The organism is Aurantiacibacter arachoides (assembly GCF_009827335.1).
GTDB classification, from domain to species: Bacteria; Pseudomonadota; Alphaproteobacteria; order Sphingomonadales; family Sphingomonadaceae; genus Alteraurantiacibacter; species Alteraurantiacibacter arachoides.
This window is the reverse complement of sequence record NZ_WTYH01000001.1, coordinates 1,479,025-1,498,982: the sequence shown is the minus strand read 5'-3', so window position 1 is coordinate 1,498,982 and position 19,958 is coordinate 1,479,025. Positions and strand designations below refer to the sequence as shown.

Here is a 19,958-nt window from a genome sequence, read left to right as displayed (position 1 = left end):
CGGGTGCGCGGGAAAACGCCGGGCGTTGCAGCCAGCTCGCGCGGCAGTATCTGCGAGGATTGCATTCACCCGGCGTTCAAATTACAAGCGTAATCGTCAGCCCAGGGAGCAGACACGCCGAGGGAGGGCGTCATGGCCGAACGAATCGAGACCGCACCGGAACGCATCAGCGATGCCGAGCATGCCGTGATGGAGGCGTTGTGGGAGAAAAGCCCGCTTACCGCCGCCGAGGTGTGCGACACCGTCTGCGATCAGCGCGGCTGGTCCATGCCCACCGTCAAGACCCTGCTGTCCCGCCTGGTCGCCAAGGGTGCGCTGGCGACCCAGCCCGATGGGCGCCGCTTCCTCTACACCCCCACGATCGAGCGCGCAGCCTATCTCGGCACGGAATCGCGCCGGCTGGTCGAGCGCCTGTTCGGTGGCCGCGCCGCCCCGCTGTTCGCGCACCTTTTCGAAAGCGAGGCGCTGACCGTGCAGGACATCGCCGAGATCGAGGCCCTGCTGGCGGAGATGAAGAAGTGAGCGCCGCGACGGGATTGTCCGGTCCGGCCTCTGGCACCCTCGCTTCGATCGGGTTGGGCAACGCTGGCCTTGCAGGCTGGCTCGTGGATACCTTCGTCTACACCGGGCTGCTGATCGGCATCGTCATGTTGCTCCGCCGCCCGGTGGCCCGGCACTTCGGGCCGCAGGTCGCCTATGCGTTATGGGCGCTGCCTTTCCTGCGACTGGTCATGCCGCCGCTCGTCTTGCCGGCGTGGATGGCCCCCGCCGAGCCTGCCGCTGTCGATGGCTCTGTTGCCGAGGCATTCGTCGTGATCTTGCCCGCTGCGGGCGAGAGCGTTGCATCAGCGGGCGCCGGTCTCTCACCGACCGAATTGTTGGTGCCGCTGTGGCTGACGGGCGCGGCCGTGTTCCTTGCCCTGCGCGTTCGCAGTTATATCCTGATGCGCCAGGACTTGCTCGCCGAGGCCCGGCCGATGGGCCATGCAGGAACGGTCCGGTTGGTGGAAACGCCGGCGGTGACTGCACCCGTCGCCTTTGGCATTCGCGACAAAGTGGTGGCGCTGCCCGTGGATTTCATGGGCCGGATCGACCGCGGGGCCCGCGACATGGCCATTGCGCACGAACTGGCACACCATCGCGGCCACGATCTTCTCGCCAATCTGGCGGCCCAGCCGCTGCTGGCGCTGCACTGGTTCAATCCGCTCGCCTGGTGGGGCTGGAGAGCGATGCGCCGGGATCAGGAGGCGGCGTGCGATGCGCGCGTCGTTGCCGGCAGGGCGCGGTCCGAACGGGTGGCCTATGCCGAGGTGATCGCGGGCTTTGCCGCCGGCCAGCACCTCGCACTGGCCGCTCCCATGGCCAGCGCGCTGACTTGTCCGGTGCTGGGCGAGAAGTCCATCATCCACCGCCTGCGGAGCCTCGCCATGACCGAACATTCCACCACCCGCCGCCGCCTGGGCATCGCTGCCATCACCACGACGGCACTGGCGCTGCCGCTGACCGCCTCGATCAGCTATGCCCGGTCGGACAACCCGCCCGGCCGTGGCGGCGAGGGATCCGGCGTCACCCAGGTGGCCGATGGCATGCGCGAATTCCGACAGGACACGGTCGAAGGCGATGGCAGTCGCCAAACCGTGGTGATCCGCGTGAGCGAGGATGGCAACGACGTGTCCACCCGCGTTGTCAGCACGACGCGCAGCGACGGCGATGAGGCCGCCGCGGAGCACGCTGCCGCCCTGGCCGATTACGATGCGGAAATGGCCGACCTCGATGCGGAACTTGCCGATCTCGATGCCGAACTGGCGGATATGGATGACGCGGTCCAGCGGGACGTGCGCCTGGCAATGGCCGAGGCGCGTGCGCAATCGCGAGAGGCTGTCGCCGAGGGCCGTCGCGCCGCCGCAGAGGTCCGCCGCATGGCCGTGGTGCGTGAAGGCTCTTCGGCGGGCCCCGATTGCATGGGCGAGAACGCTGTGGTCGAACGGCAGCTGGAGAATGGTCGCCGCGCCCTGATCGTGTGCCAGTCGGCGCTCAACACCCAGGCCATCTCCGGCCTGCGCGAGGCGCTGGCGGAGATCCGCACCGACCGCGACATACCGGTGGCCGCGCGCGAACAGGTCATCCGCCAGATCGAACGCACGATCGAGCAGATGGAGCGCGGCCACAGGGGAGCCGTGCGCATGGAACTCTCGGTGCCGGTAAGCGCCGCCATCGGCACGATGAGTGCAGCACGCGGAATGGTCATGCCACCAGCGCCCCCGACGCCTCCTGTAGCGGTCAGCGCGCCGAGTCACGGCTCCGCTGGCATGGCCGGCACGGTCTGGACCGTGCGCATGGCTGACTCAGAGGTATTCCTGCTTCATCAGGAAAGATGAGGAACACCCTCCACCGGAGTTAAGTCCGCAGATAGCGGTCGTCGCAGGCCACGTCATCGCCGGTTTCGATACCCAGTCGCAGCGCTTCCATGCGTTGCTGGCTGGTGCCGTGGGTAAAGTTCTCGCTGCTGACCCGGCCTTGCGTGAGCGTGTCGTCGCCGATTGCGGCGGCAGCGGCCATGCCTTCCTCGAAATCGCCCGACTCCACGGCGGACCGGTTCTTGCCCGCCCAGACCCCGGCGTAGCAATCGGCGTGCAGTTCCATGATGACCTGCAACTGGTTCGCGCCGCGCGGGTTCTGTTGCTGCGCGCTGCGGATCTGGTCGGCAAGGCCGGTGATCGCCTGCACATGGTGCCCATATTCGTGCGCGATGACGTAATAGCGTGCAAAATCGCCGCCGCGCCCGCTCATCTGGTCAAGCTGGTCGTAGAAGGCGGTGTCGATGTAGATGGTCTGGTCCGCCGGGCAATAGAACGGTCCCATGCCGACCGAGCCCGCGCCGCAACCGGTGTTGAACTGCGATGCAGAGGCGAAGCGTAGCGTCGGCTGCTCGAACTGCAGGTTCTGCTGGGCGAACAGCGGCTGCCACGTCTGATTGAGCGATTGCAGCGCGTTGCAGGTCTCGGTCGCATAGGCGTTGCTGGTGCAGATGGCCTGCTCGTCTTCGCTCTGCGGCTGGGACTGGCTGGCGCTGCCGCCCTGCACCTGCTCCATCGTGCCGAGCATGGACGCCGGGTCGATGCCGAACACCAGCGCGCCGATCAGCACGACGACGAGGCCGCCGCAGCCGACCTTGCCGCCGGGCATTCCGCCGCCGCCGCCTGTGGTGCCGACGTTGATGTTGCCGGTGTTGAACGGATTGAGCCTCATGCCATGTCCCCCTGCGCAGGATAAATCTGTTTTCGCTGGACCGAGGCGGCTTGCGCTCTAGGACCGGCGGAAACTCCAACCGCAGGAAAAGCCAAATGTTCCTTCAAGGCAAGCGCGCCCTCGTCACCGGATCGACCTCGGGCATAGGTCTGGCCATCGCCCGCGCCTTGCAGGCGGAGGGGGCAGAAGTGGTGCTGAACGGCTTCGGCGACGCGGACGAGATTGCCCAGCTGTGCGCGAACCTCGGGGCAACGCACTCGGGCGCGGACCTGACGTCGGCCGCCGGGGTCGAAGAACTGATGGCGACAGCGGGCAATGTCGACGTGCTGGTGAACAATGCCGGTATCCAGCACGTCGCCCCGATCGAGGCGTTTCCGGTCGACATGTGGGACAAGGTCATCGCCCTCAACTTGTCGAGTGCGTTCCATACCTGCCGGCTGGCCGTGCCGCATATGAAGCGCAGCGGATGGGGGCGGATCATCAACACCGCCAGCGCCCATTCCACCACCGCCAGCCCGTTCAAGGCCGCCTATATCGCGGCCAAGCATGGCGTGCTCGGGCTGACGAAAACCATCGCGCTGGAGCTGGCAGAGCAGAACATCACCGCCAACTGCATCAGCCCGGGCTACGTCTGGACGCCGCTGGTGGAGGCGCAGATCCCCGACACCATGAAAAGCCGCGGGCTGACGCGCGATCAAGTTATCGCCGACGTGCTGCTTGCCCGCCAGCCGACGAAGAAGTTCGCCCAGCCTGACGAGGTCGCGGCGCTGGCGGTGTTCCTGTGCCGCGACGTGGCGCAGAACATCACCGGCGCCAATTACGAGATCGACGGCGGCTGGACCGCGCAATAACCGGGTACGAACCCGGCCGCGCTTACTCGCCGGAGGGTGCCGCCGCCGGGATCTTGTCGAACTCGGCCTGCAGTTCCTGCATCTTGGTTTCCGTCAGGTCGGCCTCGTACTGCGAAGCCGTGCGCAGCGTGTTGGGGCGCCCCATGGTGCGGAACATGTCGCTGGCGTAGACGGTGGGCACCACCCGCTCCAGAATCGCGGCGGCGGCAGGGTCGTCCAGCAGCGTGCCGATCGCCGTCGTCTCGACCGAATAGTGCTGGGCTTCCACTGGCTGTTCTTGCCGGGCGAAGGCCGAAGCGGCGGGCAGGGTTGCGGAAAGCGTGGCAAACAGACCGGCAAGGATGATGTGACGCATGGAGTGACTCCCGATTGGTTTCAACCTGTTCGCTTCCAGCGTTATGCCTGCATGACGGCACAGGCAATCGCCATCTTTGGCGGCGTTACCGGCACGTCCCCCGATTTTGCCGCTCCACCCTAGCGCGTTTCGCATAGCACGCTTACATGAACCGCCACGAATCGAACCCAGCGCAACAGAGTGGCATCCATGCAAATCGACACCGGCCTCACCTTTGACGACGTGCTGCTGCGCCCGGCGGAGAGCGACATCCTGCCCTCGCAAGCCAGCACGCGGACGCAGTTGACGCGCTCCATCGCGCTCAACATTCCCGTGCTCAGCGCCGCGATGGACACCGTGACCGAAAGCGAAATGGCGATCGTGATGGCGCAGATGGGGGGCATCGGCGTGCTCCACCGCAACCTGACGATCGATGAACAATGCGTCGCGGTGCGGCGGGTGAAGCGGTTCGAAAGCGGCATGGTCGTCAATCCCATCACCATCGGGCCGGACGCCACGCTGGGCGAGGCGCAGGCGCTGATGCAGCAGCACCGCATCAGCGGCATCCCGGTGACCGACGCGGGCGGCAAGCTGTGCGGCATCCTGACCAATCGCGACGTGCGGTTCGCCGACAATCCGGCCCAGCCGGTGCGCGAGTTGATGACCAGCGAAAACCTTGCCACCGTCAGCGAAGGCGTGACGCAAGACCAGGCACGAAAAATCCTCCACCAGCGCCGGATCGAGAAGCTGCTGGTGGTGGATGACGCGCAGCGCTGTGTGGGCCTCATCACCGTGAAGGACATCGAGAAGGCCGTGCTCAATCCGGATGCCACCAAGGATGGCACGGGACGCCTGCGCGTGGCCGCTGCAACCACGGTGGGCGACAAGGGGTTCGAGCGGACCGAGGCGCTGGTCGATGCCGAGTGCGATGTCATCATCATCGATACCGCGCACGGCCACAACAAGGCTGTCAGCGAGGCGGTTGCGCGGGTGAAGCGCATGTCGAACGCAGTGCAGGTGATCGCCGGCAACGTCGCGACGGCGGATGCGGCAAGGGCGCTGGCGGATGCGGGCGCGGACGGCATCAAGGTCGGCATCGGCCCGGGCTCCATCTGCACCACGCGCATCGTCGCAGGCGTGGGCGTTCCGCAGCTGACCGCGATCATGGAGAGCGTGAGCGGCGCGGGCGGCATTCCCATCATCGCCGACGGCGGCCTGCGCACCAGCGGCGACGCGGCCAAGGCACTGGCGGCGGGCGCCAGCACGGTGATGATCGGCAGCCTGCTCGCCGGCACCGAGGAGGCGCCGGGCGAAACGTTCCTTTACCAGGGGCGCGCCTACAAGGCCTATCGCGGCATGGGCAGCGTTGGTGCCATGGCCCGCGGCAGCGCCGACCGCTACTTCCAGCAGGACATCAAGGACCAGATGAAGCTGGTGCCCGAGGGGATCGAGGGGCAGGTGCCCTACAAGGGCGCGGCGCGCGACGTGGTTCACCAGCTGGTGGGCGGCATCAAGGCGGCGATGGGTTATACCGGCAGCGCCTCGATCGCCGAGCTCACCACGCGCGGCAAGTTCATCCGCATCACCAACGCAGGTCTCTCGGAAAGCCACGTCCACGACGTGAGCATTACCCGCGAAGCGCCGAACTACCCGACGCGGTGACCCCCGCTGCACGCATTCAGGCGGCCATCGAAGTGCTGGACGGCGTGATTGACGCCGCCCGCCACCAGGGGCCGCCCGCCGACCGCCTGATCGCCCAGTGGTTCCGCGACCACCGCTTCGCCGGATCGAAGGATAAGCGCGCCATTCGCGAGCTGGTCTACGACACCGTGCGCATCTGCGGACCCGTGCCGCGCAGCGGGCGGGCAGCGATGCTGGCGCTGGCCGAGGCGAGCGAGGACCATGACTGGATCGCGGCGCAGTTCGATGGCTCGCAATACGGCCCGCCCGCGATTCGTGAGGGCGAGCCGGTGGCCGACGTGGGCTATGCGCCCGAATGGCTGGAAGACCTGCTGTTCGGTTCCGACATCGACGAGGAGCAGGCCGCCGCCCTGCTCGATCGCGCGCCGCTGGACGTGCGGGTGAACCGGCTGAAGGCGACGCGCGAGGGCCTCGCGCTGCCCGTCGCCGCCGAGGAGCTGCCGGTGCCCGGTGCCTTGCGCCTGCCCACGGGCACGCCGGTGGACCAGTGGCCGGAATATGCCGATGGCATTATCGAGGTGCAGGACCTGGGCAGCCAGCTGGCTTGCCTCGCAACGGGCGCTCAGCCGGGGGACAGCGTGATCGACCTGTGCGCCGGTGCGGGCGGCAAGACGCTCGCGCTCGCCGCGATGTTGAACAACCGCGGCACGCTGGTGGCGGCCGATACCGACCGGCGCCGTCTCTCGCAGCTCGCCCCCCGCGCCGAACGGGCCGGGGCAGAGATCGGCGATACCGTGCTGCTCGATCCCGGTCGCGAGTTCGCGGCGCTGGAAGGCTGGCGCGGCGCGGCGGACCGCGTGCTGGTGGACGCGCCATGCTCGGGCACCGGCACCTGGCGCCGTAATCCGGAGGCACGATGGCGGCTGACAGCGAACGAGCTGGAGCGTCTGACCGCCCTGCAATGGCGTCTGCTCGGGCTGGCGGCGCAACTCGTGCGGCCCGGCGGCAGCCTGACCTATGTCGTGTGCTCGGTGCTCGACGCCGAAGGGGCGGGGCAGGTCGACGCCTTTCTCGCCGCCAATCCCGGCTGGCATGCCGAGACCGTCGACCTGCCGGCAGGGCGGCCGCGCGGCAAGGGTGTCCGGCTCTCCCCCGCGCACGATGGGACCGACGGTTTCTTCATCGCGCGTCTAGGTAAAGCGTGATACCCGCAGGGGCGAATGACCGACATCGACGCCTCTCGCGCCTCCGGTCCCAAGGAGTTGTTCATGCGATACGCCCCTCTTGCCGCTGCCCTGTCGCTGTTCGTCGCGGTCACCGCCAGCATGGGCAGCGCGCAGGATTACCGCGCCGATCCGCGCGCCGCGTCGCTGGTGAGCGAGGGTCGCGCCCAGCTGGCCCGCGGTGAGACGCAGGCCGCCGTCGACAGCTTCGAGGCGGCGCTGACGATCGACCCGGCCTACACCGACGTCTACATCGACCTGGCCAATGCCGCACGCGCCGAAGGGTTGCAGGGCAAGGCGATCCATTTCTATCGTGAGGTGCTGGAGCGCGATCCCGGAAACCTTGCCGCGATTTCCGGCGAGGGCGAGGCTTTGGTCGAAAAGGGCGCGCTGACCGCCGCTCGCGAGAACCTCGCCACGCTCACCAGCCTGTGCGGCGAGACCTGCGAACAGACACAAACCCTGGCCGCCGCGATCGACCGCGGGCCCGTGGTGCTGACCGCCGAGGCTGTGCAGCCGGGCGAGGGTGTGTCGCAGAACTAGGCGGCTGACTGGCTGACCGGCGGCAGCGCCGCCAGTCTAAAGGGCGCGCAGGTGCCCGGCGAACGCGGCGACCACTGCTTCGTAGATTGGCTTCTTGAACGGCACGATCAGCTCGGGCAGCAGCGCGGCATCGACCCATTTCCAGTCGCTGAATTCTGGGTGCTTGTCTGCGTTCAGGTCAATGTCACCATCTGAGCCCGTGAAGCGCACCAGGTACCAGGTCTGCCGCTGGCCGCGATATTTCCCGCCCCACAGCTTGCCCTGCAGGTCCTCGGGCAGGTCGTAGTATAGCTCTTCCGGCATCCGGTCGACAATCTGCAACAGGTCCGGCGTAAGGCCGGTCTCCTCGCCCACTTCGCGCAGCATGGCCACGTCCATGTCCTCGCCCGGGTCGACGCCGCCCTGGGGCATCTGCCACCAGTCGCCTTCCTTGTTGTCAATGCGCTTGCCGACGAACACGCGGCCCTCGCCGTTCACGAGCATGGTGCCCACGCAAGGGCGGTATTGCAGATGATCCTTGTCTGTCATCTTGCGGCGTCTAAGGGGGAGGGCAGAACAATGCCAGCCATTGCGCGCGACACAGAAAAACTTGGTTGTGTGCACGTTTGCGGGAACCTAGCTCGCAGCCCCACGCTGGTAGCGGCAGGAAAGACTTTCGATGGCAACCCAGACGGCCGGTGAACGGCCCGATCTCTCCGCGCAGGACTCGATTGTCGTGCGCTTCGCTGGTGACAGCGGCGACGGCATGCAGTTGACCGGCGGGCAGTTCACGCTGTCCACCGCGCTGGCTGGCAACGACCTGTCGACCTTCCCCGATTTTCCCGCCGAGATCCGCGCGCCGCAGGGCACGCTGTTCGGCGTCAGCGCGTTCCAGATCAACTTCGGGAGCCGCCAGATCAGCACCGCTGGCGATGCGCCGGACGTGCTGGTGGCGATGAACCCCGCCGCGCTGAAGACCAACGTCGCGGCCTTGAAGCCTGGCGGCCTCATCATCGCCGACACCGGTGCCTTTACCCGGCGCAATCTCGAAAAGGCGGAATACACGACGAACCCGCTGGAAGACGGCAGCCTGGCGAAGTGGGAGGTGCTGGCCTTCGACATTTCGGAACGCACGATCGAGGCGGTGAAGCCGTTCGGCCTCGGCAACAAGGATGCGCTGCGCTCCAAGAACATGTGGACGCTCGGCCTTGCGTTGTGGATGTTCGACCGGCCGCGCGAACCGATTCATGACTGGCTGCGGGACAAGTTCCGCAGGAAGCCCGAGATCGCCGATGCCAACATCGCCGCGCTCGATGCCGGCCATGCCTATGGCGAGACGGCGGAGCTTGCCGGGCCATTGCAGCAGGTTACCATGCCGCCGGTGGAAAGCGCACCGGGCCTTTATCGCACGATTACGGGCGCAGAGGCGATTTCACTCGGCCTGGTCGCGGGCGGTCAGCTGGCTGAATTGCCGCTGTTCTTCGGCGGCTATCCGATCACGCCGGCTAGCGCGATCCTGCATCACCTGGCGCGGCTGAAGGAATTCGACGTCACCACCTTCCAGGCGGAGGACGAGATCGCCGCGATCTGCGCCGCCATCGGGGCGAGCTATGCCGGCTCGCTGGGCGTCACGTCCTCGTCCGGCCCCGGCATCGCGCTGAAGGGTGAGGCGATGGGTCTTGCCATCATGGTGGAACTGCCGCTGGTCATTGTGAACTCGCAACGCGGCGGACCGTCGACAGGCTTGCCCACCAAGACTGAGCAGAGCGACCTCTATCAGGCGGTCTATGGCCGCAACGGCGATGCGCCCATGCCGGTCATCTCCGCGCGCAGCCCGTCCGACGCGTTCGAGGTTGCGATCGAGGCCTGCCGCATCGCGGTGGAATACATGACGCCGGTCATGCTGTTGACGGATGGCTACATCGCCAATGCCGCCGAGCCGTGGCTGGTGCCCGACCCGGCCGATTACGCGCCGTTCCCCGTCACCTTCTGCGACTCGGCGAACGATGTCGATGAGGCGGGTGGGGCAAGGTTCCTGCCCTACAAGCGCGACGAGAAGGGTGCGCGCCCCTGGGTCAAGCCCGGCACGCCGGGATTGATGCACCGCGTGGGCGGGATCGAGAAGCACGAGTTGACCGGCAATATCGACTATTCGCCCGACAACCATCAGCGCATGACGGAAGCCCGGGCGAGCAAGGTGCTCGGCATCGCCGTGCCGCCGCAGGATGTGGCCCTTGGCGATACGACTGGCGAGCTCGCGGTGGTCGGCTGGGGCAGCACCTACGGCCCGATCCACCAGGCAGTGGGCCGCTGGCGCGAAAAGGGCCGCAAGGTCAGCCACATCCACGTGCGCCACATCTGGCCGCTGCCGGCCAACCTTGGCGAGCTGCTCGCCGGGTTCGACCACGTCCTGATGCCGGAAATGAACACCGGCCAGTTCAAAACCGTGCTGCGCGATCAGCTGCTGATCGACGCGCAAAGCCTGACCAAGACCAGCGGCCAGCCCTTCCAGATCGCCGAGCTGGAGGCCGCCATCGGCAAGTATTTCGACGGCATCGACGGCAACGAGGGCGGGGAGGTGCCGGTGAATAACCAGCAGCTGCCTACACGCGAGCAGGGCCACGATGACGGGTCGTTGCGGAGACAGAATTCGCCGCAGAGCGAGGTGACCAAATGAACGCGCCGGTAAAGATCGAAACCACCCTGAAGGACTGGGAAACCGATCAGGAGGTGCGCTGGTGCCCGGGTTGCGGGGACTATGCCATCCTGAAGGCGGTGCAGCGCACGCTGCCGACGCTCGGCGCGGACCCGAAGAACACCGTGTTCGTTTCCGGCATCGGCTGCTCCAGCCGCTTCCCCTATTACATGGAAAGCTACGGCTTCCACACCATCCACGGCCGCGCGCCCGCCTTTGCGACCGGCATCAAGCTGGCCAACCCGGCGCTGGACGTGTGGCTGGTGACCGGCGACGGCGATGGCCTCTCCATCGGCGGCAATCACATGATGCACGTGCTTCGCCGCAACGTGAACATGCAGATCATGCTGTTCAACAACGAGATTTACGGCCTCACCAAGGGCCAGGCGAGCCCGACCAGCCGGGTCGGCACGCGCAGCCCCTCCACGCCGGTCGGCAGCTTCGACGCGCCGATCAACCCGTGCAGCTTTGCGCTTGGCGCCAATGCTCGCTTCGTGGCGCGCGGGTTCGACGTGTCGAAGAAATTGCCCGAGGTGCTGGTCGCCGCCCATGCCCATCAGGGGGCTGCGTTTATCGAGATCTTCCAGAACTGCATTGTCTACAACAAGGACGTGTTCGACGATTTTGCCGCGCCCAAGGGGGCAGAGGACCGGCAGCTGTGGCTGGAAGACGGACAGCCCATGCTGTTTGCGAACGGCAGCCGCGGCATTGCGCTGGATCGCGACACGCTGGAACTGATGGTTGTCGACGTTGCCGATGGCAATTGGGAGGCAGCCGGCGTTATCGTCCATAACGCGCGAAACCGTTCCATCGCGCACATGCTCGTGGAAATGCCCTTCGGGCCGTTCCCCATGGCGCTGGGCGTCCTCTACGACGACCCGCGACCCACCTACGAAGCCGCCGTGGCGGACGAGCGGGAGCGTGCCACCAAGGGCAAGTCGCGCGACCTTGCCGCCTTGCTGGCAACGGGACAGACGTGGACTGTCAGCGGAACGGCCGCCGATCCGATCTGACGCGCGGGCCAAGCAACGCCGCCTTATCGTGGGGCCACTTGCGGCTCTGCATTTTGCGGCGTACAGGCAACCTGTGTTGCACGGGCGCTGTCGTCTCGCGACCTGTTGATTAAAGATAGTTTTTTCATGGACCACTCACAATGCTGATGTCGGCCCACAACGATCTTGTTCAGGATCGCAGGAAGCTTTACCACTCCTTCTCCCTGCAAGTGTTGGGCAGTATAATCCTTGGGACTGTGCTGCCGTCGCTGCTGTGGTTCGGGCCACAGGTTGCCTTTTCCAGTCTACCGTTCATCGAGAACAGCATCTTAGGTTCGGCTCTTGCCACCTTGATTGGCATCGCTTCTGCCCGACGGGTGAACATTTATCCCGGCGTGAAGCAGTTCGGCGCGATCATTCCGACCTTCGTTGCTGCGTTCGGTATCGTGGCGATCGGCATCCTCGTGCTGCGCGTGCCGTATTCGATCGGTGTGTTCGCAGTGAACTTCGTGGCGGTGCTATCGATTTATCTCGCCTTCATGGTGCTGGCAACGCGGTCGGACCAGAACGTGTTTTACACCGTGCCGGGGGGACGCATTCCGCGCCTCTCCAATATCGGGCTGGACGTACGCCCGCTGACCGAACCGATGCTGCCGAGCCATCGCGGTGCGATTATCGTGGCCGACCTCCACGCCGATCACAAAGATTCTTGGGAGCGGTTACTTGCAAATGCCGCGTTGCAGGGCGTGCCCGTCTTCCACTTTAAACAGGTTTACGAAGCGGCGACTGGCAAGGTGCGGGTGGAACATCTTTCGGAAAACAGCTTCGGCTCGCTGTTGCCGAACATGAGCTTCATGCGCATCAAGCGGATGATCGATGCCGCCGTCGTCCTGCTGGTGGCACCTGTCCTGCTGGTGCCGATGTTGCTCGTCGCGGGGCTGATCAAGCTCGATTCACCCGGACCGGTGTTCTTCCGCCAGTATCGCATGGGCTATCGCGCCCAGCCGTTCCGCGTGCTGAAGTTTCGCACCATGCGCGCGGCAGGCGAAGAAGCCGATGTTGACGCGCGGCGCCTGAAGGCGATGACTGGCGACAAGGATCCGCGCATCACGCGCCTCGGCCGCATTCTGCGCAAGACCCGCATCGACGAACTGCCGCAGATGTGGAACATCCTTACCGGCCACATGAGCTGGATTGGCCCCCGTCCCGAGGCGGTGGAGCTGTCGCACTGGTATCAGCGCGAAATCGCCTTCTACGATTACCGCCACATCGTGCGGCCCGGCATCACGGGTTGGGCCCAGGTCAACCAGGGCCACGTGACCGAGCTTTCGGACATCGATGACAAGCTGCAGTACGACTTTTTCTACATCAAGAACTTCTCGTACTGGCTCGACTTTCTTATCCTGGTGCGCACGGCGCTGGTCGTGCTGACCGGGCACGGCGCCCGCTAGTCAGCGCGCTTCAGGTATCCGCGGCGAGCAGCCTGCGGGCGAGGCATTCCCATTTTTGCAGCACCTGGGCGCGGGTGAACCGGTTTTCCACCAGCGCGCGTGCGTTGCGGCCGTGGGCGCTCCGCCGCGCGGGATCGTCGGCATAGTCGCGCAATGTAGCAGCCAGCACTGCGCTGTCGCCAACTGCCACGATCGCCCCACCATCGCTTTCGGGAATGACATCGCCAAGTTCGCCCGCCGCGCTGCCGATGAAGATCACCGGCCGCCCGCTTGCAGCCGCGCCGTAGAACTTGCTCGGCACGATCAACCCCTCGAGCGCGGGGAGCAGCGAGACCCAGTGCACGTCCGGCACAGTAAGCGAGAGATGCAGGTGTTCGCGCGGCTGGTATGGCCGAAGATCGATGTTGGTCAGCGAACGCGCGACGATCTGCTGGTCCAATGCCTCGCGAAGGAAACCTCCGCCCACGAACAGGAAGCGAATGTCGCGCCGGCCCTCCTGTTGCAGCTGCTCGGCAGCGCCCAGCATGGTATCGATCTCGTGCGCGCGGCCCAGATTGCCGGAATAGCCGACGACAAGCTGGTCCTCCCGGTAGCCCCATTCCACGCGCAGCGGATTGTCGGCTGCGGCAACAGGGACGATCGCGGCATCGTCTGTCATGTTCGGGATTACCGCGATGCGATTGTCCGGCACGCCTTCGCGGCGCAGCAGGTCGGCCATGCGGTTGCCGATGGCGATGTTGCAGTCCGCCCGGATGAGCGAGGCGTTGCGCAGGCGCCGCACCATCCGCGTGACCAGGCCGTCCTCCCGCACCATTCCGAACGCCACCGCCACCTCGGGATAGAGGTCCTGCAGCCAGTTGGCGCGCCGCGCGCCGCTCAACCCGGCGGCGATGCCGATGGGCCAGGAGAGCACCGGCGGATCGGTCTTGGCCACGACCACGTCGCCGCGGCGGGCAAGGCGGGCCACGGCGAGAAACGATGTGACGTAGAAGCCGAGGTAGTCGACGACACGCCCAACTACGGTCCCGCGCCCGAAACCGGGCGTGGCGACACGGTGGATCTCGACCCCGCGATGCACCTCACGCGCCTTGTAAGGCCCCTCGTCGCCTTCGTATGACAGGCGGCTGGCCACGATCTTTACGCGCAAGCCGGACTCGGCAAGATGGAACGCCACGTCGGAAAGGATTTGCGAGGTCGCGCTGCGATCCGGCCAGAAATAGCGATTGACGAAAATCAGGCTGGGCTGATCAGAGGAAGGCGCGACTGGCATGTGGCGGCGTGTAGAAATGTTGCTATCACCCGTCCAGCGTTGACCGGCAGCGCAATCGAAGGGGCGAGCACTTGGACAATCTGACCCATTCGCTGGTCGGCGCCCTGATCGGACAGGCGGGCCTGAAGCGCAGGACCGGGCTGGCCATGCCCGCGCTGATCATCGGTGCCAACCTGCCGGACGTGGACGCTGCGTGCTTCTTCTGGCTGCACGGCACCGAGCCGCTGGCCTTTCGCCGCGGCATCACTCATGGCCCGCCTGCGCTGGTGCTGCTGCCGCTGGTGCTGGCCGGGATGCTGTGGGGCTGGGACAGGTGGCAGGCCTCGCGCGGGAAGCGGCCGGAAAAGCGCCTTCCGGTGCGGCTTGGTTGGCTCTATCTGCTGGCCCTGATCGGTTGTCTGACGCACCCGGCGCTGGACTGGATGAACGTCTACGGCATCCGCCTGCTCGAACCGTTTTCCAGCCGCTGGTTTTATGGCGATGTGCTGTTCATCATCGACGTGTGGCTGTGGGCGCTGATGGGTGGCGGGTTGTGGCTGTCGCTGCGACGCGAAAGGCGCGGCGGGGACTGGCGGGCGATCGGGCGCGGCGCGCTGGGGCTTGCGGCAATCTACATCGTGGCAAATTTCGGCATTTCCGCATGGACGCGGATGGCCAACACGTCTTTCCCCGAAACGATTGCCTCGCCGCCGCCGGTGGCTTTCTGGCAGCGCGATGCCATCGGCGTCGGCGGGGGAGGGCAGTTCTTTGTGGACGGCGAGCGGGTGGGCAACTTGCCACTGACCGCATGCGATCTCGCCGCCGCGCGCGCTGCCGATCCGCAGGTCGACGCCTTCCTGTTCTGGAGCCGCGCGCCGGTGCTCGACCGGCTGGAGGACGGCAGCTTCATGCTCGGCGACGCGCGCTACTACGGTGTGGAGCGCGGGCAGTTCAGCGTGGCGGTGCCGACGCGGTTTTGCGCAGGCCGCTAGGGGCATCGAACCGAGCGGCGGCTGCACTGTCCGCCGCGGCCCTGGCCGGCGCGTAGAGCAGCGCAGCGGCCAGAAACGCCCACCCCGCGCCGCCCAGCCACCCGGCCACCACGTCGCTGGGGAAATGCACGCCCAGCACCACGCGGCTCCACGCGACCATGGCAGACAGCGCCATTGCGCCCAGCACCAGCGTATAGCGTACCGAGTGGCGGCGGCTCAGCGCGGCAAAGGCCAGCGCCATGCCGATGTAGACCACGGCGGCGGAAAAGCTGTGACCGCTGGGGAAGCTTTCGCCGCCGGCCTCGGTCAGGTGCGGCACGATCTGTGGCCTGTCGCGCCCTACCAGCAGCTTCGCAGCAGTATTGGCCAGCCACCCGCCGATCACGGTGATGGCAAAGAGCATGGCCTCACGCCGCAATTTCAGGAACAGCAAGGCCACCACGGCGGCAAGCGCGAACAGGTTGCGCAGGAATACCCCGCCCAGCGCAGTCACATCGCGCACGCTTTCCAGGACCAGGTCCGATCCCCGTGGAGCCAGATCCGGCCCGCTGCGAAAGACCAGCAAACCGCGCTCGTCGAACCCGGCGGTCAGCCCATGCGTCACGGCATAGACCATCGCCGCGAACCCCGCCCAGCATAGCAGCGCCACGGTCAGCGCCTTGCGCCGGTCGATGGCAAAGCCCCGCTCCGGTAGGCGCACGTCTTCGGCGGGGAGGGGGCTGTCGCCTGCAATCATGTCGCGGTCCATGTGGTGTGGAACCGTGCGGCGGCCTTTCCCGTTCCCCCGGCATGAACTCCCCGCAAATCGTGTGGCTGAGGCGCGACCTGCGCCTGTGCGATCATCAGGCCCTTACCGCTGCTGCCGAGGCAGGCCCCGTCATCCCGGTCTACGTGCTCGACGACGAGACGCCGGAGGCGCGCCGGATGGGCGGGGCGAGCCGCTGGTGGCTGCATCATTCGCTGGAAGCGCTGGCGGGTGATCTTGGCCGGCATCGCTCGCAGCTTGTCCTGCGCAGGGGCCGGGCAGCGGACGTGCTGGCGGGCCTGGCGGAGGAGACGGGCGCGGGCGCCGTCCACGCCATTCGCCACTACGAACCGTGGTGGCGCGAGGCGGAAGAGGAACTGTCGGAGCGGGTGACGCTGTGCCTGCACGACGGCAATTACCTGCTGCCGCCCGGCACCGTCACCACCGGGTCGGGCAATCCGTACAAGATCTACTCTCCATTCCGCGATGCCATGCGCGAGGCGATCGACGGGTTCGACATCATTCCCGAGCCCTCGCTGTCCGGTCCCGATGCCTGGCCGGAAGGCGACGACCTGACGGATTGGGGGCTGCTACCTGCCAAACCCGACTGGGCTGGCGGCATGCGCGAATTCTGGGATGGGCAATTTGGCATGGCGGCGGCGACGGAACGGTTCGATCGCTTTCTGGGCGTGGTCAAGGACTATGGCGAGGATCGCAATCTGCCCGCAGAGGACGGCACCAGCCGCATGTCCCCGCACCTGCACCATGGCGAGGTTTCCCCGCGGATGCTGTGGAACGCGATGAGCCGGCACACCAATGCCGGCGCCAACACCTTTCGCAACGAGCTGATCTGGCGCGATTATGCGCAGAACGTGATCCAGCAATTCCCGCGCTATGCCGAAGAACCCTACCGCGACGGCTACGACGACAATTTCTGGCGCAATCCCGATCGCGGGCACCTGATTGCCGACGAACTGCAAGCCTGGCAGCAGGGGCGCACCGGCTATCCCATCGTCGATGCCGGGATGCGCCAGCTGTGGAATGCCGGCTGGATGCACAACCGCGTCCGCATGATCGCCGCCAGTTTCCTGGTGAAGCACCTGCTGATTGACTGGCGCCACGGCGAACAGTGGTATTGGGATTGCCTGGTCGATGCCGACTACGGCAACAACGGGGTCAACTGGCAGTGGATCAGCGGCACCGGCGTGGACAGCAACATGTTCGTGCGGATCATGGCGCCGCTCAGCCAGAGCGAGAAGTTCGATGCCGCCGACTACATCCGCGAATGGGTGCCGGAACTGGCGGACCTGTCCGATACGCAGATTCACGATCCTGACGATGGCTGCCGCCCGAAGGATTACCCGGCCAAGATCATCGGCCACAAGGAGGCCCGCGAACGCGCGCTGGAAACTTACCGTTCCAGCAAGCGCTGACACAGCGCGAACGGGCAACGAAAGCCATTGAATGCGCGCCGTGCCGCAGCCATAGACGCTGGCATGGAGGCAGGAAAAGCGAGGGGATTGGCGCTGCTCGACGCCGGGCAGCGCTTCGCATCCGGACCGAGGCTGGCGGCGCGGCTGCTTGCTCCCGCGGCCGGCAGGTTGGTCGATCGGATCGACCGTGGGCTCGCCACAGGCACCCTGCACGCCACGCTGCCCGATGGCACCAGGCGCAGGCTTGGCGGGCGGGCAAAAGGCATCGATGCCGAGGTGACGCTGCACGACTGGCGCGGCCTGCTGCGCGTGGCGACGGGCGGCTCGGTCGGGCTATACCAGGCATGGGCGGCGGGCGAGTGGTCCAGCCCGGACCCGGTTGCCTTTTTCGCCCTGTTCGTCGCCAATGCTGATACGCTGGGGAATATGGCGCGGGCCAAGGGGCCCTGGCGCTGGGTGGCAAACGTGCTGCATCGCCTCAACCGCAACACCCCGACCCAGGCCGAGCGCAACATCCACGCGCACTACGATCTCGGCAACGATTTCTACGCAACCTGGCTCGATCCCACGATGAGCTATTCCTCGGCGCTCGACTATCGCGGCGACGATCTGGAGACCGGGCAGCGTCGCAAGTGGCGGCGGCTGGCCGAACGGGTCGGCACGCCCGGCACGGTGCTGGAAATCGGCTGTGGCTGGGGCGCACTGTCGGGCGAATTCGCGCGCGCGGGCGCCAAGGTCGACGCCATCAGCCTTTCGGACGAGCAGCTTGATTGGGCGCGCGCACATCATCCCGGGCCGCGTTTCCTGAAGCAGGATTATCGCGATACCGGCACCCAGGCCGAGGGTCGGTACGATGCCATCGTCAGCGTGGAAATGGTCGAGGCGCTGGGACAGGAATACTGGCCCGCCTTCATGGACTGCGTGGCGCGCAACCTGAAACCGGGCGGGCGGGCCGCGATCCAGTTCATCGCCATGCGCGACGACCTGTTCGATGCCTATGCCAGCAGCGCCGACTTCATCCAGGCCTACATCTTCCCGGGCGGCCTGCTGATCCGTGCCAGCGCGTTCCGCCAACTGGCCGAGGCGCGCGGCCTTGCCTGGCAGGACGAGGAGCACTTCGGCCTCGACTACGCTGAAACGCTGAAGACATGGCGCGAGCGGTTCGACGCGGCGAGTGACGAGGGCCGCCTTCCGCCCGGCTTCGACCGGCGGTTCCGCGACCTGTGGCGGTTCTATCTGATGTATTGCGAAGGCGGCTTTCGCGGCGGCGGGGTTACCGTCAGCCAGGTGACGCTGGTGAAGGGGGGCCGATGAAGACGTTTGTCGTCATGGGCGCCGCGCTGGCTCTGGCCGGATGCGCGCACCAGCAAGTTGGGCACGACGGGGCGGCTGTGCCCGCGCCTGTCGAGATGCCCGTGGCAGCGGCCGGGGCCGCGCCCACGCCCGCGCTGCCGACCGATCCCAACCCGCTGTTCTGGCCGCGCGAGGTGCGCGCCGTCGCCTTCCAGCACCTCGACCAGATGCCCTCGCTGGCGCAGGCGCGCACGATCGACGCCGGGGGCGAGGTCTATCCGCTGCCAGATGGTGCGCCGCTCGACCTGGGGGGATTTGACCTCGACGGCTTCATGGAGGCGCAGGGCGGGGCGGCAATCGTCGTGGTGCTCGATGGCGAAGTCGTGTTCGAACGCTATGGGCTGGGCTTCGGCCCGGAAGAGCGCTGGACGAGCTTCTCGGTCGCCAAGAGCCTCAATTCCACGCTGGTCGGTGCGGCCTTGCTCGACGGGGCGATCGAGAGCGTGGCCGATCCCGTTTCACGCTACATTCCGGACCTGCGCGGCTCAGCCTACGATGACGTGACGATCCGCCAGTTGCTGACCATGACATCGGGGGTGCGCTGGAACGAGAGCTATTCCGATCCGCAATCCGATGTCGCGCGCTTCAATGCCCACGTGCCGGAAGCGGGCGTGGACGCGACCGTCAGCTACATGCGCACCCTGCCGCGCGAACACGCGCCGGGCACGCGTTGGCGTTACAGCACCGGCGAGGCGAACCTTATCGGCGTGCTGGTGAGCGAGGCCACGGGGCGCCCGCTGGCCGACTATCTGTCGGAGAAGATCTGGCGGCCGTTCGGGATGCAGCAGGACGCGACATGGCTGCTGGGCGTCAGCGGGCACGAGATTGCCGGTTGCTGCGTGCAGGCCGCCACGCGTGACATGGCGCGTTTCGGATTGTTCACTCTGGGCGGTGGCATGGCGGGGGGGCAGCGGGTGGTGCCCGAGGGTTGGTTTGCCGAGGCTGCCTCTCCGATCGTCACGCTCGCCGGCGATAACACGGGCTATGGTTACCAGTGGTGGACCTATGGCGAGGGCGTCTATGCCGCCGCCGGCATTTTCGGGCAGGGCCTCCATATCGATCCGGCGCGCAACCTGGTCATCGCCACCAACGCCAACTGGCCGCAAGCCTCAGGCGGGGACGCGCCCGGCGAACGCCGGGCCTTCTACGCGGCGGTGCAGGCGGCGGTCGATGCGCGCAGGGCCGGGGCGGGCGGCCCATCCTGAAGGTGATTGCAATGCTAGGATTA

At 66.6% G+C, this 19,958-nt stretch carries 18 protein-coding genes; 13 read left to right on the top strand and 5 right to left on the bottom strand.

The features are described from left to right. The first annotated feature begins 132 nt into the window (after window positions 1-132). Both GRI62_RS07275 and GRI62_RS07270 read left to right on the top strand, forming a co-directional pair. Complete coding sequence (locus GRI62_RS07275; protein ID WP_131452686.1) at window positions 133-522, top strand: BlaI/MecI/CopY family transcriptional regulator; 390 nt, start codon at window positions 133-135, stop codon at window positions 520-522. After that, complete coding sequence (locus tag GRI62_RS07270) at window positions 519-2,378, top strand: M56 family metallopeptidase (protein WP_131452685.1); 1,860 nt, start codon at window positions 519-521, stop codon at window positions 2,376-2,378. Before GRI62_RS07275 ends, GRI62_RS07270 begins: the two co-directional genes overlap by 4 nt. Window positions 2,379-2,397: 19 nt before the next feature. Here GRI62_RS07270 and ypfJ read toward each other — a convergent pair whose 3' ends face one another. Next, window positions 2,398-3,249, bottom strand: coding sequence for a KPN_02809 family neutral zinc metallopeptidase (gene ypfJ, locus GRI62_RS07265; RefSeq protein WP_131452684.1), 852 nt, complete (start codon window positions 3,247-3,249; stop codon window positions 2,398-2,400). A 95-nt stretch (window positions 3,250-3,344) separates the two neighbouring features. On the opposite strand from ypfJ, the gene GRI62_RS07260 reads away from it, so the two are divergent. Further along, window positions 3,345-4,100: a 3-hydroxybutyrate dehydrogenase gene (locus tag GRI62_RS07260; protein ID WP_131452683.1), complete on the top strand. Its 756-nt coding sequence runs from the start codon at window positions 3,345-3,347 to the stop codon at window positions 4,098-4,100. 22 nt (window positions 4,101-4,122) lie between these two features. Here GRI62_RS07260 and GRI62_RS07255 read toward each other — a convergent pair whose 3' ends face one another. Further along, window positions 4,123-4,455: a hypothetical protein gene (locus GRI62_RS07255; protein WP_131452682.1), complete on the bottom strand. Its 333-nt coding sequence runs from the start codon at window positions 4,453-4,455 to the stop codon at window positions 4,123-4,125. Window positions 4,456-4,644: 189 nt separating this feature from the next. On the opposite strand from GRI62_RS07255, the gene guaB reads away from it, so the two are divergent. From guaB to GRI62_RS07240, 3 genes are read left to right on the top strand one after another with little or no spacing between them, the layout of a single operon-like run. Then, window positions 4,645-6,096: an IMP dehydrogenase gene (gene guaB / locus GRI62_RS07250; RefSeq protein WP_131452681.1), complete on the top strand. Its 1,452-nt coding sequence runs from the start codon at window positions 4,645-4,647 to the stop codon at window positions 6,094-6,096. Continuing rightward, window positions 6,093-7,280 (top strand): RsmB/NOP family class I SAM-dependent RNA methyltransferase, encoded by a 1,188-nt coding sequence (locus tag GRI62_RS07245; RefSeq protein ID WP_131452680.1) that lies wholly within the window; start codon window positions 6,093-6,095, stop codon window positions 7,278-7,280. Before guaB ends, GRI62_RS07245 begins: the two co-directional genes overlap by 4 nt. Before the next feature lie 15 nt (window positions 7,281-7,295). After that, window positions 7,296-7,841 (top strand): hypothetical protein, encoded by a 546-nt coding sequence (locus GRI62_RS07240; RefSeq protein WP_160731841.1) that lies wholly within the window; start codon window positions 7,296-7,298, stop codon window positions 7,839-7,841. Between the two features lie 36 nt (window positions 7,842-7,877). Here GRI62_RS07240 and GRI62_RS07235 read toward each other — a convergent pair whose 3' ends face one another. Then, entirely contained in the window at window positions 7,878-8,369 is a 492-nt protein-coding gene (locus tag GRI62_RS07235; RefSeq protein ID WP_131452679.1) for an RNA pyrophosphohydrolase, read from the bottom strand. A 130-nt stretch (window positions 8,370-8,499) separates the two neighbouring features. On the opposite strand from GRI62_RS07235, the gene GRI62_RS07230 reads away from it, so the two are divergent. The 3 genes from GRI62_RS07230 to GRI62_RS14655 all read left to right on the top strand — a co-directional run bounded on the left by GRI62_RS07230 (window position 8,500) and on the right by GRI62_RS14655 (window position 12,958). Then, window positions 8,500-10,497 (top strand): 2-oxoacid:acceptor oxidoreductase subunit alpha, encoded by a 1,998-nt coding sequence (locus GRI62_RS07230; protein WP_131452678.1) that lies wholly within the window; start codon window positions 8,500-8,502, stop codon window positions 10,495-10,497. After that, window positions 10,494-11,528, top strand: a complete 1,035-nt coding sequence (locus GRI62_RS07225; RefSeq protein ID WP_131452677.1) for a 2-oxoacid:ferredoxin oxidoreductase subunit beta — start codon at window positions 10,494-10,496, stop codon at window positions 11,526-11,528. The genes GRI62_RS07230 and GRI62_RS07225 overlap by 4 nt, the downstream gene beginning before the upstream one ends. 356 nt (window positions 11,529-11,884) lie before the next feature. Next, the gene (locus tag GRI62_RS14655; protein WP_160731840.1) at window positions 11,885-12,958 is read left to right on the top strand and encodes a sugar transferase; all 1,074 of its coding nucleotides are present in this window, start codon (window positions 11,885-11,887) and stop codon (window positions 12,956-12,958) included. A gap of 10 nt (window positions 12,959-12,968) precedes the next feature. On the opposite strand, the gene GRI62_RS07215 is transcribed toward GRI62_RS14655, so the two are convergent. After that, window positions 12,969-14,228, bottom strand: coding sequence for a glycosyltransferase family 4 protein (locus tag GRI62_RS07215; protein ID WP_131452675.1), 1,260 nt, complete (start codon window positions 14,226-14,228; stop codon window positions 12,969-12,971). A gap of 71 nt (window positions 14,229-14,299) precedes the next feature. Between GRI62_RS07215 and GRI62_RS07210 the strand changes: the two genes are divergently transcribed. Beyond that, window positions 14,300-15,199, top strand: a complete 900-nt coding sequence (locus tag GRI62_RS07210; RefSeq protein WP_131452674.1) for a metal-dependent hydrolase — start codon at window positions 14,300-14,302, stop codon at window positions 15,197-15,199. Here GRI62_RS07210 and GRI62_RS07205 read toward each other — a convergent pair. Further along, the gene (locus tag GRI62_RS07205; RefSeq protein ID WP_234027387.1) at window positions 15,159-15,947 is read right to left on the bottom strand and encodes a phosphatase PAP2 family protein; all 789 of its coding nucleotides are present in this window, start codon (window positions 15,945-15,947) and stop codon (window positions 15,159-15,161) included. The two genes, GRI62_RS07210 and GRI62_RS07205, sit on opposite strands and share 41 nt — an antisense overlap. A gap of 41 nt (window positions 15,948-15,988) precedes the next feature. Here GRI62_RS07205 and GRI62_RS07200 point away from each other — a divergent pair, with 41 nt between their 5' ends. From GRI62_RS07200 to GRI62_RS07190, 3 genes are all read left to right on the top strand, one after another. Next, entirely contained in the window at window positions 15,989-17,377 is a 1,389-nt protein-coding gene (locus GRI62_RS07200) for a cryptochrome/photolyase family protein (RefSeq protein ID WP_131452673.1), read from the top strand. A 63-nt stretch (window positions 17,378-17,440) separates the two neighbouring features. Beyond that, complete coding sequence (locus tag GRI62_RS07195) at window positions 17,441-18,691, top strand: SAM-dependent methyltransferase (RefSeq protein WP_131452672.1); 1,251 nt, start codon at window positions 17,441-17,443, stop codon at window positions 18,689-18,691. Further along, the gene (locus GRI62_RS07190) at window positions 18,688-19,935 is read left to right on the top strand and encodes a serine hydrolase domain-containing protein (protein WP_234027386.1); all 1,248 of its coding nucleotides are present in this window, start codon (window positions 18,688-18,690) and stop codon (window positions 19,933-19,935) included. Before GRI62_RS07195 ends, GRI62_RS07190 begins: the two co-directional genes overlap by 4 nt. Window positions 19,936-19,958: the final 23 nt, after the last annotated feature.